Genomic DNA, 15,139 nt, shown 5'->3' with positions numbered 1-15,139 from the left:
GTTTACTGATGCTCTGAGAGTGGTTGCTGTTGCTGAAGCTGCGCCACGCGGCGCAGGTGCCATGCGGGCGGGCCGAACTGGCCTTCGATGAGGGTGGCGCGGCGCACGTAATGGCCGACGGCGAGTTCTTCGGTCATGCCCATGCCGCCGTGCAGTTGCACCGCGCCCTGCCCCACGGCGCGGCAGGCCTTGGCGACCGCGACCTTGGCGGACGACACGGCGCGTGCGCGCGACGCCGCATCGGCGCCCGCGGCCAGTGCCTCGCCCACGCTGGCGGTGAGCGCGTCGGCCTGTTCGAGCGCCATGTGCATGTCGGCGAGCCGGTGCTGCAGCACCTGGAAGCTGGAGATCGGCACGCCGAACTGCTTGCGCTGGCGCACGTAGTCGAGCGTGTCGCGCATCAGCCGGCGCAGGATGCCGATGGACTCGGCGCAGACCGCGAGCGTGGCCTCGTCGAGCGCCTGTTCGATCTGCGGCAGCGCGCCGCCTTCGGTGCCGAGCAGCGCGTCGGCATTCAGGCGCACTGCGTCGAAGGCGATGTCGGCGGCGCGGCCACCGTCGCGTGTGCGGTAGGCGCGCAGCTGCACGCCGGGCGCGTCCTTGGGCACGACGAGCAACGACAAGCCCTTGTCGCTGCGCGCCGTGACGATGAAGTGGCTGGCCCACGGCGCGGCCTGCACCACGGCCTTGCGGCCGTCGAGCTTCAACCACCCGTCAGGCTCGCGCACGAGCTTCGTGCGCACGTTGTCACGCGCATGGCGGCTGTGCGGCTCGTCGTGCGCGAAGGCCAGCACGGCCTGCCCCGCGACGACGCGCGCGAGCAGCGCATCGGCCATCGCGCCGGGGTGGCGCTGCAGCAGGCCGGCGCCGATCACCAGCGTAGAAAGATACGGCTCGGCCGCGAGCGCGCCGCCCAGCGTGGGCAGCAGCGCGAGGTGCGCGGCCAGGCCGAGGCCCAGTCCGCCCTGCGCTTCAGGCAAGGCCGCGCCCAGCAGCCCGAGGTCGCGTGCCAGGCCTTGCCAGAACGGTGGCGGTGCGTCGTCGGCAGCGGCCAGCGCATGCAGCCGTTGCTCGAAGCCGTGCTGGTCGTCGAGGTAGCGCGCGAGGCTGTCGCGCAGCATCGCGAGGGTGTCGTCTTGTTCGGTGAGGGTGGTCATGGCAAGCGGGCCTCAGCGTGATTGCAGCAACTGGGCCGCGATGATGTTGCGCTGCACTTCGTTGGAGCCCGCGTAGATCGACGCGGCGCGGTCGTTGAGGTAAGCGGACATCGAGAACACCGCCTCCTCGGGCACGGCCAGCGCGCCCTGCAGGCTGTCGTCCAGCGGCAGGTCGGCCGCCGCATAGTGGGCCGCGATTTCCACGCCGAGTTCGGTCAGGCGCTGGCGCAGTTCGGAGCCCATCACCTTGCCCATCGAGGGCCGGATGCCGTGCGGCTCGCCGCGCGCCTGGGCGCGCAGCGACTGCAGCTCGGTGGCCTCGACGGCATCGATGGCGCAGTCCATCTCGGCCAGGCGCAGTGCCATTTCGCGCGCCTCGTCGGCGGCAGACTCGCCTGCAGCCGAAAAGGCGCTGTCGGCCGCGGTGCGCAGCCGGCGCAGGCGCGCACGCAGCATCGGCGCCCAGGCCCCGCCGCGCTCGTGCTGCAGCAGGTACTTGGCCACCGTCCAGCCCTGGTTCTCCTCGCCGATGAGGCCGCTGGCGGGCACGCGCACGTCGTCGAAGAACACCTGGTTGAGTTCGTGGTCGCCCGAGATGCTGATGATCGGGCGGATCGTCAGGCCGGCCCGGGGAATGTCGAAGCACAGGAAACTGATGCCCTGCTGCGCCTTGCCGCCCGAGGCGGTGCGCACGAGGCAGAACATGCGGTTGGCGTACTGCGCGTGGGTGGTCCAGATCTTGGTGCCGTTGATGACGTAGTCGTCGCCGTCGCGCACCGCCTTGCATTGCAGCGAGGCGAGGTCGGAGCCCGACTGCGGCTCGGAGTAGCCCTGGCACCAGTAGTCCTCGCCCGAGCGGATGCCGGGCAGCCAGGCCTGCTTCTGCGCCTCGGTGCCGAAGGCGATGATCACCGGCGCGACCATGCCGGGCCCCATGGGCGCGCGCGGCGGCGCATCGGCCGCGGCCAGCTCGCTCGCGAAGAGGTAGTGCTGCATCGGCGTCCAGTCGGTGCCGCCATGTTCCACAGGCCAGTGCGGCACGCTCCAGCCACGCTGCGCCAGCACGCGGTGCCACCGGTTGCCGTCGGCGTAGTCGGTGAAGATGCCGGAGCAGCGACGCCCTGCGGCGCGCAGTTCAGGCGTCAGCTCGCGCGCAAGAAAGTCGCGAACCTCGTCGCGAAACGCGGTCTCTGCCGCGCTGAGTGTCCAGGCCATGGTGTTGTCTCACAGGGTTCACACCTGCCAAGTGTGTGACCTGGGAGGGCCTGACGGTATCGTCGGATCGGACGAACCTGATTGCGGACGGTGCGCGCGGGGAGAGGCAGCCAACCGCCCCAGAACCCTGCACATGTCGGGTGGCTCTGGACGGAGCTGGTCGGGCAAGAAAAACGCCGAGTCCTTGTGTCCTCGGCGTGGGGAAAAACGCGGCGCTGTGGTTGTTGTCGCGTGCCGCCTGCCTATACGGTGTTGATGTTGCTGTTCTTGAACTCCGAGTTCTCGAAGAAGCTGCCGTAATAAACGACTTTCTCCCCCTTGACCCCCTCGCCCTGGATGCCATCGCAATGGCAGTCGAGAATGTCGACCCCGGTCCATTGGCAGTTGATGAAGCCCAGATTCTTCCAGGTACAGCCTTGGAACTTGCAGCCTGCCCACTGAGTACCGGAGTACACAGCCCCCGTCAGCGTCGCACCCGTGAAGGTGCAGCCCGACATGCCCGCCCCGCTCATGTCGCAGTCACTCATGCTGCCGCCGCCACCACCGGTGCAATCCGACATCTGCGAGTCCTTCATCATGCATTTGTCGTAGTTGCAGCTTTGGAGATCGCAACCCGTCATCTTCAAGCTCTGCATGTTGCAGTTGCTGAAAGTGCAATTGGTGAAAGTGCACCCTGTGATGGCCAGGTCTTCCATGCTGCAACCGGTGAAGCGAACCCCCGTGAACTGGCTTGACGACCAGCTCGCGTCCTTGAAGGTGGTGGAGGTGAAGCTGCTGCCGTTGAAGCAGGTCGACGTGATGGTGATGAAATCGAGATCGAGCCCCGAGTAGCTGTCGCCATCGCTCTCACCGGACAGGCCTGCTTGCGCGCCGCCCGCGCCTTTGCGCCACTTGTCATGGTCTTTGATGATCTGGTTGGCGCTCATTGAAATAGCTCCTGTGCGGTGTCTGCAAATTTGCCAGGCGGCACGCGCCCCCACAGCAGGCTTTCGACTGCATTCCAATACGCCACGGGCACATCGTCGCCCCGGCACGAACGCACAGTTGAGAAGAGCGTGTGGCGGATGTCGTCGAGTACACGCTTGCCGTTGGTGGCTTTTCGGTACAGGCCTTCGAACCCGAGTGCGACGACGATCAGTAGAAGTTCGAGCAGGTCGATGTGTTCGGCAGGGTTCTTGGTCAGGGCCGCCACGAGCTTGAAGACGTTTTCTCCGCCCCTGGCGTCGCCATGAAACTGAACTGCCAGTTGTCGCTCGGACCATAGGTTGGCGCCCACTGTGGTGCCTATCGCCCTGGCGGACAAGCCGGCGGCTTCATCGAGAGCGGTGCACAGCGTGTAGCTCACGCCCGCGATGTACTCTTGGCGAACGCGGGCATCCGCGCACACGGATTGGAAGCTGGTGACCTGGCCCGCCAGATCGCCGTGCAAGGCAAGGGCGTGCGCCACATCAAGCTGCCTGGGCATGTGGGCCAATGCCACCAACAATGGCCGCGCGGCTTCGAGCAGCGGGACACGAGCGGCCCGAATGGCGACCAAACGGTCGGGCTGTGGGGATTGGCGCGCAAGGGTTTGCGGGCTTGTCAGAAGAGGCTTGGTCTGCGGCTTGGGTGTGACCGGCGCCGCAAGGCGCTGGGCAAGCTGCTCGAAGTGGTCGTAGGCGGCGAGCGCGAACTCTTTGCGAAGGGACATGGGAACTCTCAGTCTTGTGTCGGGGGGACAAGTTACCGATCGCCGGGAACAATCATCGATCAGTCCGTGACGATCATCAAAAAGTACACCGTTGCCACGATCACGAATGCAACTGCGGTGACCACTGCTTCCACAGGATTCATTCGACACCAAAAAGGCACCAGTCGCCCCCAAGACGATGCATCCTTGACTGCAGTAGCCATCTGCTGCCTTGGTATGTCGACCAACGTCACAACTTCAGCCAGAATTTTCTTTCGTTCCATCGCCGAAGGGAAATCGGGTTCCGTAAGAACTCGTGATTCAAGCGCATTCAGATCTGATTCTGAAATGGCACCGAGACAGGAAACAATCCAAGCCAACGTAGAGCAGCCGAACTTGGCACGCCAAACCAAGTTCGAACTGCCGGCAGTTCTTGAAGCGCTCGGTCATAGAGTGGTTGATCAATCAAGTCCAGCCTTCGCAAAACTTGCAGAGCCTCTTGGTCTACGCCCTCTTCAGCTCTCAACTCGATCATCCGCAAGTCAAAGGTCAGCTCAGCGGAAGGAGCACCGGGCGATCGCAAAATCCACTCGGCCTCGCTGAAGGCGTGTTGCAACCCATCGTCTTCCTCTTTGCTCTTTGCCTCATGGCGAAGATCAAAAATGGTTCCATCTATTTGACGCCGCGAGATCAACCATGCCAGGGCCTGTCCCGGCGTGCGCAGCGCCAATCCTGACTGCCACTCTCTACTGGAAATGCTCCTGTCATATTCATCTTTTGTCAAAAGACCCTTTTCTATCAAATAGTCAAAGGCCGGCAATGCAATTTGCAAACTCATGTGGATTGACTTTATTTTTTCAATGATGAAGGAGAAGGAGCCGTGCTGTACGGAGTTCTCAAAAGGCATCCTCTAGCGCGTCTGCCTGACTTGCGCTTCGGCCAGCGCCTCCGCGGTGCCGTAGTGCTCAAGAAATTCAATTTCATCCTCCTTGCTCAACCGACCCTGCGCCCGGTAGACCAGGGCTGTCATCACCGCCCCCGTCTGCACCGGCCTGTCTTCGGGCTCGCCCAGCCCGCTGTCGCTGTGCCACTCCTTCGGAAACCGGGCCCACGAGCACGTCATCTGGCTGACCATGTGCATCAGCACCCGCGTGAAGTCGGGCCCTTGTTCAAGCTGGTACTGCGACATGCTGGGCAACCCGCAGTAGGTGCCGTAGGCGTGCGATACGTAGCGCGGAATCTTTCTGTAGTGCGCGGGCGCGTTGGCCGGGATCTTGTCTAGCGTGGGACCTTCCTGCATGTACAGGCGGATGTACTCCCAGAGACGAAGAGCCTGGGCTGCCGGGTCCAGGGTCAAACTGGGGCCGACGTAGATGGCGTCTTCGTCGCTGCCGTCAGGCTTCAATGGCGCCTGGTACAGCGCCAGCGAGCCGATGATCTCCGAGGCCATCGCGTGACCGTTGGGTACGCGGCTGGGAAGCGCCACCAGCCGGTCCCAGTCAAACACCTTGTTGCCGCCGCAATAGCTGGGGCGCAACACATAGACCTTGCGGGTCAGGCGATTGAAGCGGACGCGACCGCGGGCATACGTGAAGTAGTTGGTGCGCGCGCCCATTCCGAAGAACCAGCCGTAGAGGAGGAATGTGACGCCAGCCGCAAGAGGAAATCCGACAAGCCAACCTGCCCAAAGAACTACTCCGTCTCCTTCACCTATGTCGAATGGAAAACTTCTCCAAAACATGATGAGTCGGTTGAACACCAACGGATGCACCGCAAACCCGTACCACATCCAAATAATCAGCGAAGCAAACGGCACCACGATCAAAGTGCCCAGCGTAGTTCGCCACTGCATGTCCCAGCCCGGATTGCACAGTTCCAGATAAGCATCGTTCTGCGCAAATACACAACGTCCCGGGATGTCGATGCCTTCGGCATCGCTCGCCTCATCGACCTTCCATGAGCGCTGCCCGTTCAGGTTGAGCTCCTTGCGGCCATTTTCTGCCGACTGACGTTGCTGCCGCGCATAACCAATTTCTGCATTGAACATGGCAGCTCCTAAGCGGCCGAGGCCTGGGCATTGACGAGTTTTTGCATCGTTTCCTGGAGGTTCTTGTGAACAGGCTTTTGACCCCTTCGCTTCTTGTTCAGGGGAATATCTTTGAGCCAGTCCACCCACTCTTCATCTTTGAGGAACATGATGGCGACCACCACAGCCAGCGCAAACACAGCACCGATCAAACCCAAGACACAGGCCGCCGCGGCCCAGGTGGCCGCAGAAATACCAAATAGCGCGCCGGTTGCGACCATGCCGGTGGCGGTGATGCTGAAGGCGGCTCCAGCTACGCTGGCCCATTGCGCAATCGCCAGTTTTTTATCTCTGCGTTCCCAAGACGCTAGTGCATCCGTCGAATCCCAAAACATTCCGATCATTGCCGCCGGCAACAAGAACCTGAACGCCGTTTTCTGCATGCCTCGAAGGCGCAGTGCTTGCACGGTGTCCGTGACCGCATGCTGCGAAGTCGCAGTGAAGATTTTTTCTCCCGTGACGCCTTTGAAGATAGTCACGTCATACGCCTTGGCCCGCCAGTCCAGGAGGCTGCCGGTGCCTTGCATCAGGCTGCCGACCATCTCCACACCAGTGCGCGCATCTTTCTTGGCCCCAAACTGATAGCCCTTGACGAGGGCATTTGCGATGTCAAACAAACCGGCGACGGCAGCGCCGCGTGCATGGGGTGCACCTCCGCGGGCCATGGCCATGCCCTCTTTGTGGCTGGCCTTTTCGATGGCGCGCGTCGCATTGCGCAGACGGTCCGTGTCGGCCTTGCTTAGGGTCTGGGCATAGGCGGCGGCGGTTTTCCCCATGCTCACAAGACCTGTGAGGGCCACGAACTTGATGATCCTTGCCTCGGCCTCGAGGGTCGGCAGGTTTTTTACGCTTTGCATCATCTTGACGCTGAGCAAGCTGCCCAGGTGCAACGGCCAGGCCAGCTTGCGCATGAGAGCGCTGTCGCAAAAAGGTTTGAGTTTTGGGTCCGACGCAAAGTCGATGGCCTTGTCGCCCAGCGCAAAGCGCGCGCCGTAGGGTTTGAGCACCTTGTCTACCAATTTTTCCGACCACGCAATGGAAGACTCATCGCCAGGCAAGCTGGTTGGCAAGCTGACGGGCAAGCTCTCATTGAACATGTCCTGCAGCGCACGCTTGAGTTCCTTGTTGTTGAAGCTGATGGCGCAGCCCAACGGGTTGTCTCCGAACAAGTCAATTTGCCCGATCCAGTGTTGCCCGGTGCTGTTGCTTTCTGTGCCGGCCATGCAATGCGAGATTTGCACCGTGAGCGCACCGCCGCCACCGGGCTTGTTGATTGCATTGTTTTCGGCGCTGTAGCGCCTGATGGCCTGCATGAAACCAGGCGCCTTGAGCCAGGCCACATGGTCGATGCCCAGGTGGGACAGCCGGGTCGAGCTGGCTTCGTAGGCAATGCGCTGCGCTTCAAGAATATTGGCCGCGCCTGCGTTGTCGAACAACTCTTCGTACGCTTTGTCTCCAGCGGCCAGCGCGGCCTCTCTTTCGCGCTGCTGATTGGCGCGGGCAATCGCCCGTGTCTCCGCGTTGCGAGCCAGCCACTCCGGGTTGCCTTGGGCGAACACGGCCTCGCTCTCATGCCTTTGGTCGAGCATCTTGTCCCATTGCGCGATGCGTTTGTTGACACGGACTGCCGCCCCCTTCTTGACGAGCCCTCTGAGGTTTTGCGCCGCAATGGCGGTTTGATACACCCAATCGTTGGAGACGCCTTTCCCCGCCCCGTCGGCGTCTTTTTCTTGCCATCGGGTGTAGCCGGTTTGCGCCTCGGCCAGCAAGTGACCCAGTTCCTGTGCAATGCCAATGGCGTCTTCGCACGCGACGATGGCGCCGCCGTTGTCGGCAAGGTACTTGGCGATGTTCTTCAGGCGCTTTTCGTGGGCACCGACGTAGTCCAGTTGCTTGACCGTGAAGGACTCCACGGTCGAATATTGCCCGACGTAGTCGCCCATGGCAGTGCTCGAAGGGGTTTCCACGATCCTGGTTTCTTCGTAGTCCCCCCACCCGCGCTCCATCGCATTGCCGCCCATCAGGCCGTACAGCTGCGGCTCCAGCGCATTGCGCACGGCCTCGTCTTTGAGCGCCTTGAATTCGGCCACGCTCCAGCCGCTGGCGTCTGCGTCGGGCACTGCGGTGTCGGGCCCCGTTTTGACACCGTTCGCCCAACTGGCTACATCGAAACTCTGCGTGTACTTTGCCAGCTCGCCATCGATGACCTTGCTCAAGTGATCGGGGTCCACCGGGTCGGGATGGAACATGTAGTTCAGCTTCGTGACGTCCTTGGCGCCCTTGATCCACACGAGGCTTCTGTTGGCGCCCCATTCCTGCGGACTGCAAGCAGCAAGACCTTCTGCTTCTTGCGGGTGGTGGATGTCGAATCGGGTCAGGTAGCCATGCGGATGCACGGCGTAGCCGAACCATGCGGGGCGTCGGCAGACGGTTTCGATGCGAATGTACAGATAGCCCGCGCGCAGCATGCGCACGTTGTACTTGGCGGTCTGAAGCGCAATACCGCCTGGCTGGGTCTTGAATTTGCCATTGGGCTTTAGCGTGTCCAGCGCCGCCGCGCCCTTGTCGGTAGCACTGTAGGCGACGGCGTAGCGCGTGAAAAGAATCGGAGTTCCCGCTTGGGAACACTGTGAGCAGGCAGTTTTGCAGACCATGGCTTACCTTTTTTTTTGAAACTGGATGACCTGGTTCAGGAGCATCGAAAAACTGGCATCGGGCTGATCGCGTCGCTGGTCTTCAATCCGACTCAATGTCGGCGCCAAATGCGGCAAGCACCAATCCATGGCCCGTGCCGGGCCTTCTTTGGGGGCATGCATCCAGCTGATCCACACATAGTCTTCAAGATCGAGATCGTTCAGCTTCATGCGCGCGGCATCGGCCAGCATTTGCAGCAAGCTGTCTGGATCGGGCTGGGCTTCAGGCGGTATGTTGTGCCGGGCATAGCTGCGCCAGATCAAGTTGGCGTCTGGAGAGACGCCGGACAGGAACCACTGCGCTTCGTCGAACAGATCGCGGGGCGATCCGCCCGCTTCCGTTCCGTGGGGCAGCACCGGCGCTTTGGCACGAAACCACTGGGCAGGCGCGGGCTTATCGCCGAATGGGCCCCAAGGTTGCACCAGCGACCACCATTGCGAGACCGGCCCGAGCCAGCGGCTTTGCTGCGAAGGGCTTAGCGCGGGCCAGACACGCTGCATGACGCGCGGATCGTGATAGCGAAACAGCACGCGGTCTTCTTTGTAGGGTGGCCGCTGATCGCCCAAGCCAACCCAATGCCGGGTGATCGTCTGCTCCGATTCGGGACTGATGACCACACCGCAGAAGTCTTGCTTCGTGACACGTGCATTCACCTCCCGCGCTGTGACCTCCAGACAGCGCACCAACCCTGCGCGGAATTCTCGGGTTTTGACCCCGGGGACGGGAACAACCAACTCGTCGGGCAATTCCAGCAAACAAGGCGCGCGCTCTTCGCGGTGCTCAAAGTAGCTGTCGGGCACGCTGACGCGGTCGCGCCCCCATTTGGGAAACTGCTCGCTCAGTTCTTGCGCCAGCGGGTTGCCTTCCCAGCGGTTGAACAGCAGGTAGGCACGCTGGGGACGTGGTTCTTTCTTGACGTGGGGTGCATCCCCGGAATTCCTGGACGGATGCACGGTCAGAGAACCCCAGCCTTGAATCAACGCTTCGAGCAGTTCTTCGCAATGGGCCGTTTGCCCTTCATTGCCGATGTCGTCGGCCATCAACGTGACACCGCGTTGCCGCCGTTGTCCGCAGCGTGTTCCTTGGTAGCACAGGCCTCGCCGTTCACGGGCCGGGTGGGTTTCGAGTCCCCCGGGATGTTGCTGTGAACAGTGGCATGGTTGGTGTACTTTCCGGTAGTTCCCTTGGTGATATTTCCCGAGCTGTACTCGCCGTAGCTGCCACCGCCATTGATAGTCAGCCGGGTCTTCGCAGTGATGTTGATGATGTCGGCGGTCAGCTCGATCCTGTCCTTAGCCATCATCCTGATGGAGTTCTTCAGCGCCTTGATCTCGATGTCGGCCTGGGCAGCAATCACCTCCATGCCGTTCTGCATGGCATAGACCTTGAATGCCTCCAGCGCAACCGCGATCAGGCTGCCGCCGCTGTTGATACTGGTGTGCTTGGAGCTGGTGACCTGCGTGTGCTCGACGCTGGCGATGTGCGTGGAGCCGCCCGAGGTAACGGCGACACCGCTCGGGCTGGCGAGCACGAGATGGGGATCGACCAGTTCTGGAAACTGGCCTTCTTGCGGGTTGCCGCCAATGCCCTTGATGGTGTCGTTCTGCTTCTTGAGGGCCTTGGCCACGGCATCCTGGTCGCCTTTGACCTGGGCTTCGCTGGTGCGGGCCGCGTCGGACTGGCCTTCAATCAGATCGCGGGCCAGCGTGAGGCGTGAGATGGCTTCTCCCAGGTCTTTGGCATACCCTGCGGCATCCATACGAGCCTCGGTGGTGATGAGCATGCCGTCGGCAGCACGCATGACGCCATGGCCATCAGTGCGCAACTCATAGCCCTGGCCTCGCGGATCCTTGCGGCCCGCGTTGTCTTCAACGCGGGTGATGAATCCCAGGCTCAATGAACTCGATTGGTGGTCGCTCTTCAACTGCGTCTGGATCTTCCCGGCCGTGTCGTCTAGAACCAGCTGGTTGCTGCGCCCCGAGGAAGCGTTACCGCCGCCGCTGACGAGTTCGCGCGAACGGAACCCTGACAGCGCGGCTTGATCGGGCAGCTTGAACGGTGGCAGGTTCATCTGGTTGTAGACCCGACCTGTGCAGATGGGCAGGTCGGGGTCGCCGCCGAAGAATTCGATGACAACCTCTTGGCCAATGCGCGGTACGTGCATCGCGCCGAGCTGATTGCCCGCCCATGCCGCGCTCACGCGAACCTTGCAAGAACTGTTCTGGTCGAACTGACCATCCCGATCCCAGGGAAACTGGACCTTGATGCGCCCGTATTCATCGGTCCAAATGTTCTGGCCGGCGGGGCCGACGACGACCGCGTTCTGCGGGCCACCCGTCTTGGGCTTGGGACGCGTGAGCGCGGGGCGCAAAGCCTCGCTGATCGGATGCGCCGTGAATTCGACCTGCACCGTCCAGCGCTGCGCGCGGCCGGAGGGCGCGTCCTTGACCTGGCTGTCTTGCCCAACGTCCTCGATCACGAAGTCCGTCTGCAGAATCAAATATTCGGCGTTGGCACTCTCTCGAGGGTGCTCATGCATGCGAAACGTGCAACCCGGCACCATGCCTCGCAGGTTGCCTGTGGCATGCGCACGAGCGCCGTGGGTGCGCAGATGCTGCATGCGCAGACGGGCGAAGGCGCGTGCCTCGGTGGATGGATCATTGGGACCCGCGTCGCCAGCTTCCGGTTGCACAAAATGACTGCCGCCGAGACTTGCGTGGTACTGGTACACCTCGCCGGTGGCTTGGCTCGTCGGACGCGGCGCGCTGTTCTGGCCGATCAACTGAGCTTTGCTGCGCGTGTAGTCGTAGTCTCTCGTGACGTATGCACCGCTGGTGAGCTGGTTGTGCGGGGCAAATTGGTGGATGTATTCGGCGTCGGTCTTGTAGCCCGGGGTATGAAACTCGACGTTTGCGTAGGCGGCGCTGGGGCACTCCCGGTAGGCGGCCATCGCATCCGACAAGACCAGGCGATGGGCACCGTCGCTGTGCTCGAAGTGGTAGCTGATGCCGTACTCCTGGCACAAGCGCTCGAAGAACTCGAAGTCGCTTTCGTTCCATTGCACGCAGTAGTCGCGAATCGGATAGGTCTCGTACAGCCGCTTTTCCACGGGAAACGAGTAGTTGCCCAACACCTGATCGAGCGTGTTGACGACGGTCTGATCCTGATAGATCTTGCAATCGCAATTGAGCGTTGCCAGATGCAGCCAGGGTCGAATGACGAAGCGATAGACGACATGACGTCCTGCCTCTCCTTCCATGACAGCGTCCGTCACGATGCCACTGATCTGCCGAGTCCCGGCGCCGATGCCGCTGTTGCTGGGGCCAACGACACCGGCCAGAAATTCTCCGGAGCCATCCAGTTCGATCGCACACGTGATCTCGTGTCCGATGAACCCATCGAGATTGAAATCAGCCGCTTCGCTCGCGCCGAGGTTCAGTGCGTCTGGAGTCTTGAGAAGGAGTTCGTACGCAAACAGGCCATTCACGCCCTCGCGGCCAGAAAGCCGAACAGGCATCAGTGCGGGATGCCCCAGAACCGAGGGGATGGCTGTGCTGGTGACAGAAAGGGTTTGGGGCATGTGCGACAGACCTGGTGGATGGCAATCCAAAAAGTCTGGGCCACACTCGACCCGCACATTCGCAAACAATGGTCAAACGACCTGCTCTGCAGAAACTGACACGCAAGAGCGTCGAAAATTCACGCGTCCGAAGCGCCGCGCTATCGCGGCGCCGCATTCAGGGCACGGTTCAGGCCGCGACCGCTTCGCGCGCCGGCACCGCTTGCGTCCCGACCGGCATGTGCTGCGCCCAGTCGATGATCTCGAGCGTCCCGTCGGCATGCTCGGCCAGCGCGGTGAGGCTTTCCACCCAGTCACCGTCGTTGCAGTACAGGATGCCGTCGATGTCACGCATCTCAGCGTGGTGGATGTGGCCGCAGACCACGCCCTGCGCGCCGCGGTTGCGGGCCTCGCGGGCCACGGCGTTCTCGAAGTCGCCCACGTAGCTCACGGCGCGCTTGACCTTGCCCTTGAGGTACTTCGACAGCGACCAGTACGGCAGCCCCATGCGCGCGCGCAGCGAGTTGAGATGCCGGTTGAGCTTGAGCGTGAATTCATAGAGCGAGTCGCCCACGTAAGCCAGCCACTTGGCGCACTGGATCACGCCGTCGAACAGGTCGCCGTGGATGATCCACAGCTTGCGGCCGTCGGCGGTTTCGTGAATCCATTCGTCGGCCACGTCGATGCCGCCGAAGTTGTGGTTGAGGTACTTGCGGGCGAACTCGTCGTGGTTGCCCGGAATGAAGATCACGCGCGTGCCCTTGCGCGCCTTGCGCAACAGCTTCTGGATCACGTCGTTGTGCGCCTGCGGCCAGTACCAGTGGCGCTTGAGCTGCCAGCCGTCGATGATGTCGCCGACCAAAAACAGCGTCTCGCACTCGGTGTACTTCAGGAAGTCGAGCAGTGCCCGCGCCTGGCAACCGGGCGTGCCCAGGTGCAGGTCGGAGATCCAGAGGGTGCGATAGCGCAGCGCCGGACGCGCCGCATCGTCGTCCTCCGGCTCGGGAGGCTGGATCGCGGTGTCGCGCCAGGCGCGAAGGAAAGCGTCGTCGCGTTGCATGGTCCGATAGGTTCGCAGCCGCGCGTGACCGCACGATGGCGACTCCGTGACATCCCGGTGACGCGTGGCCGCAGGGCAACGCCACAATCGCACGATGCGCCCTGGCCAGATCATCGTTCTCGCGTCCCCCGTGTTCTTTTTGCTGATCGCGATCGAGTTCGCGGTCGGCCGCGCACGCGCCCGTCGCGGCACCGGGCAGGACACCTACCGCCTGGCCGACGCCGTGAACAGCATCGGGCTGGGCATGCTGAGCCAGATCAGCGCGGTGCTCACGGGGCTGCTGCGCATCGGCATCTACACGGCCGTGTACGCGGCAGTTGCGCTCTTTCCGCAAGATGCGGCGCGCGAGTTCTGGACCACCTGGTACGGCTGGCTGCTGGCGCTGGTGTTCTACGACTTCTGCTACTACTGGCTGCACCGCATGGGCCACGAGTCGGCCGTGCTGTGGGCGGCGCACGTGGTGCATCACCAGAGCCAGCACTACAACCTGTCCACCGCGCTGCGCCAGACCTCGAGCGGCGCGCTGCTGGGCTGGGTCTTCTACCTGCCGATGGCCGTGGCCGGCGTGCCGCCGCTGGTGTTCGGCGTGGTGGCGCTCATCGACCTGCTCTACCAGTTCTGGGTGCACACCGAGCAGGTCGGCAAGCTGGGCTGGTTCGACCGCTGGTTCTGCTCGCCCTCGAACCACCGCGTGCACCACGCGGTGAACGACACGTACCTCGACCGCAACTACGGCGGCGTGCTGATCGTGTGGGACCGCCTCTTCGGCACCTTCCGCGAGGAGGACGAACGCTGCGTCTACGGCACGCGCGGCGAGCTGAAAAGCTGGGACCCGCTGTGGGCCAACGCCGAGGTGTACTGGGCGCTGGCGCGCGATTCGTGGCGCGCGCGCCGCTGGTCCGACAAGCTGCGCGTGTGGTTCAAGCCGCCCGGCTGGCGCCCCGACGACGTGGCGGCGCGCTACCCGAAGCCTGCTTTCGACATCGCGCAGATAGCGCGCTACGAGCCCGCGGTGAGCCGTGGCGTGCAATGGTTCGCCGGCCTGCAGTTCCTCGGGCTGCTGGCCGCAGTGACCGTGTTCCTTTGGTTCTCCGACGCCCTGCCGCTGCCGCAGGCCGCCGTCTGGCTGGCCGCGCTCACGGCCGGTCTGTGGGCGGTCGGCGCGGTGCTGCAGGGTCGGCTCTCGGTCACCGAGGTGTTGCTGGTCGAGGCGGCCGCGCTGGCCACGGCGAGCGCGGCGCTGGGCATCGGCTGGCTGCACCTCGCCTGCAAGCCGCTGGCTTTGGCGATCGCGATCGTCTTCGCGGCCCGCCGCGCGCAACAGCAGGCCGGCGGCGTGACGCGCTTCGATGCATTGCTGCTCGCCGGCCTGGTCGCCTCACTCGCAGGCGACGTGCTGCTGATGGGGCCGGCGAACCTCTTCGTGCCCGGGCTTGTGTGCTTCCTGCTCGCGCACCTGGCGTACATCGCGCTGTTCCGCATCGGCGTTGGCCTGTTCCCGCGGCCCCGCGCGCTGGCGGCCACGCTGCTGATCGGCGCGGGCATGTACGCCTTCTTGTGGCAGGGCGGCCTGCCGGTCGCGCTGCGCATTCCGGTCGGGTTCTACGTGGTGGTGATCGCCTGCATGGCGGCCCAGGCGATCGGGCGTGCCGCGGTGCTGCGTTCAAGCGACCCGGCCGCGCTGTGGGTGGCGGTGGGC

Annotated in this window: 12 protein-coding genes; 1 reads left to right on the top strand and 11 read right to left on the bottom strand. The window is 63.2% G+C overall.

Translation table 11 applies throughout. The annotated features are described in order from the left end of the window. Positions 1-2 precede the first annotated feature (2 nt). From AAG801_RS19185 to AAG801_RS19135, 11 genes are all read right to left on the bottom strand, one after another. Complete coding sequence (locus tag AAG801_RS19185; RefSeq protein ID WP_341889782.1) at positions 3-1,157, bottom strand: acyl-CoA dehydrogenase family protein; 1,155 nt, start codon at positions 1,155-1,157, stop codon at positions 3-5. Between the two features lie 12 nt (positions 1,158-1,169). Further along, a complete protein-coding gene (locus AAG801_RS19180; RefSeq protein WP_341889781.1) occupies positions 1,170-2,372 on the bottom strand; it encodes an acyl-CoA dehydrogenase family protein in 1,203 nt (400 codons plus the stop codon). 242 nt (positions 2,373-2,614) lie between these two features. Next, entirely contained in the window at positions 2,615-3,298 is a 684-nt protein-coding gene (locus tag AAG801_RS19175) for a pentapeptide repeat-containing protein (RefSeq protein WP_341889780.1), read from the bottom strand. Next, positions 3,295-4,062, bottom strand: coding sequence for a type IVB secretion system protein IcmH/DotU (gene icmH / locus AAG801_RS19170; protein ID WP_341889779.1), 768 nt, complete (start codon positions 4,060-4,062; stop codon positions 3,295-3,297). Before icmH ends, AAG801_RS19175 begins: the two co-directional genes overlap by 4 nt. 59 nt (positions 4,063-4,121) lie before the next feature. After that, positions 4,122-4,325, bottom strand: a complete 204-nt coding sequence (locus tag AAG801_RS19165; protein WP_341889778.1) for a hypothetical protein — start codon at positions 4,323-4,325, stop codon at positions 4,122-4,124. Positions 4,326-4,372: 47 nt separating this feature from the next. After that, a complete protein-coding gene (locus AAG801_RS19160; RefSeq protein WP_341889777.1) occupies positions 4,373-4,948 on the bottom strand; it encodes a hypothetical protein in 576 nt (191 codons plus the stop codon). A 3-nt stretch (positions 4,949-4,951) separates the two neighbouring features. Continuing rightward, positions 4,952-6,088 (bottom strand): DUF6708 domain-containing protein, encoded by a 1,137-nt coding sequence (locus AAG801_RS19155; protein ID WP_341889776.1) that lies wholly within the window; start codon positions 6,086-6,088, stop codon positions 4,952-4,954. Between the two features lie 8 nt (positions 6,089-6,096). Next, complete coding sequence (locus AAG801_RS19150) at positions 6,097-8,781, bottom strand: T6SS effector BTH_I2691 family protein (protein ID WP_341889775.1); 2,685 nt, start codon at positions 8,779-8,781, stop codon at positions 6,097-6,099. A gap of 3 nt (positions 8,782-8,784) precedes the next feature. Beyond that, the gene (locus AAG801_RS19145) at positions 8,785-9,861 is read right to left on the bottom strand and encodes a DUF4123 domain-containing protein (protein WP_341889774.1); all 1,077 of its coding nucleotides are present in this window, start codon (positions 9,859-9,861) and stop codon (positions 8,785-8,787) included. Beyond that, the gene (gene tssI, locus AAG801_RS19140) at positions 9,861-12,401 is read right to left on the bottom strand and encodes a type VI secretion system tip protein TssI/VgrG (RefSeq protein WP_341889773.1); all 2,541 of its coding nucleotides are present in this window, start codon (positions 12,399-12,401) and stop codon (positions 9,861-9,863) included. Before tssI ends, AAG801_RS19145 begins: the two co-directional genes overlap by 1 nt. Positions 12,402-12,570: 169 nt before the next feature. Further along, positions 12,571-13,440 carry a UDP-2,3-diacylglucosamine diphosphatase gene (locus tag AAG801_RS19135; protein ID WP_101490432.1) on the bottom strand — a complete coding sequence of 290 codons (870 nt, stop codon included), beginning with the start codon at positions 13,438-13,440 and terminating at the stop codon, positions 12,571-12,573. 94 nt (positions 13,441-13,534) lie between these two features. Between AAG801_RS19135 and AAG801_RS19130 the strand changes: the two genes are divergently transcribed. After that, positions 13,535-15,139, top strand: a 1,605-nt coding sequence (locus tag AAG801_RS19130) for a lysoplasmalogenase family protein (RefSeq protein WP_341889772.1), incomplete at its 3' end; no start/stop codon positions are given.

The organism is Variovorax sp. YR752 (assembly GCF_943372545.1).
The sequence above is the reverse complement of the archived record's forward strand: the minus strand, read 5'-3'. Positions and strand labels throughout refer to the sequence as shown.